The sequence below is a fragment of the Morganella morganii H1r genome (genome assembly GCF_000633515.1).
Classification (GTDB): domain Bacteria; phylum Pseudomonadota; class Gammaproteobacteria; order Enterobacterales; family Enterobacteriaceae; genus Morganella; species Morganella morganii_B.
Window position 1 is genome coordinate 1 of record NZ_AYMP01000066.1, and the last position, 883, is coordinate 883.

Consider the following 883-nt stretch of genomic DNA (forward strand, 5'->3'; position numbering starts at 1 on the left):
CTGAGGCTTTTTTCATTGGAGGTAGTATGGAAGGTGATAAATCCTATCAGCGTACGGTGTCAGATCACATCGCTGAGAAAATGAAGCAGCAGGCAACAGAAAGCGCGCCAGAACATAATCATGACATTCATATTGATTATTGTGTGCCAGATCGATTTATTAACAAAGATAATGGAAAACCAAAATAACACATGTATTAATATCTGATTGCCTATTTTGCATGAGGATAAATTGTGATTTCTGATGATTTTAAAAACAAATGTGTGGCACCTGTCGCCAGACATGAAGCCGGACACTGGTTATCCGCTTATCTTTTCGGCTGGGATCCAAAGGGCATTGCAATCAAGGTTCCTGAAGAGGAAGACAAGCATCACAGTTATGCAATGACGAGTCACCGCATTAAGTTGAGTTCGATTGAGGATATCAGGGATTACGCCAGAAAGAGAGTTATCATCCTTTACAGCGGGATGTACGCATCCTCTTTTAATGGGCGGACATTTGACATGAGCAAGATACAGCGGGAAATAGAACCGGCTGGGGCGTCTTATTCTGATTTCTGGAAAGCTGAAGAAATATATTTTTTCTATTACAACACACTTGGAAATCCAAAGGGCTGGAATGATGAGTTTTTACCAATAATTAGAGAGACAGAAAAAATAATCGTCGATAACAATAAATTTTTGAACGCTGTATCTTCCATCATATGCACGATGGCAAATGACGTAGGGCAGTTGATTGAGTTGAGTTATTCGGATTTAGAGGCGATATATAAAGAATCCATGTCTGCATGACTACTTCATGTCATTTGGTGTCCGTTTTGCTTTCCTTTGCACCACCAGATGATTAACATGAGGGAAACTAATTATTGAGGGTGGGGATGTGA

General features: G+C 40.1%; 2 protein-coding genes. Both read left to right on the plus strand.

From position 1 onward, the window contains the following. On the plus strand, positions 1–188 hold a 188-nt coding region (locus U868_RS23890), incomplete at its 5' end, for a hypothetical protein (RefSeq protein ID WP_036412342.1). Between the two features lie 45 nt (positions 189–233). Beyond that, a complete protein-coding gene (locus U868_RS23895) occupies positions 234–791 on the plus strand; it encodes a hypothetical protein (RefSeq protein WP_036412345.1) in 558 nt (185 codons plus the stop codon). Positions 792–883 lie beyond the last annotated feature (92 nt).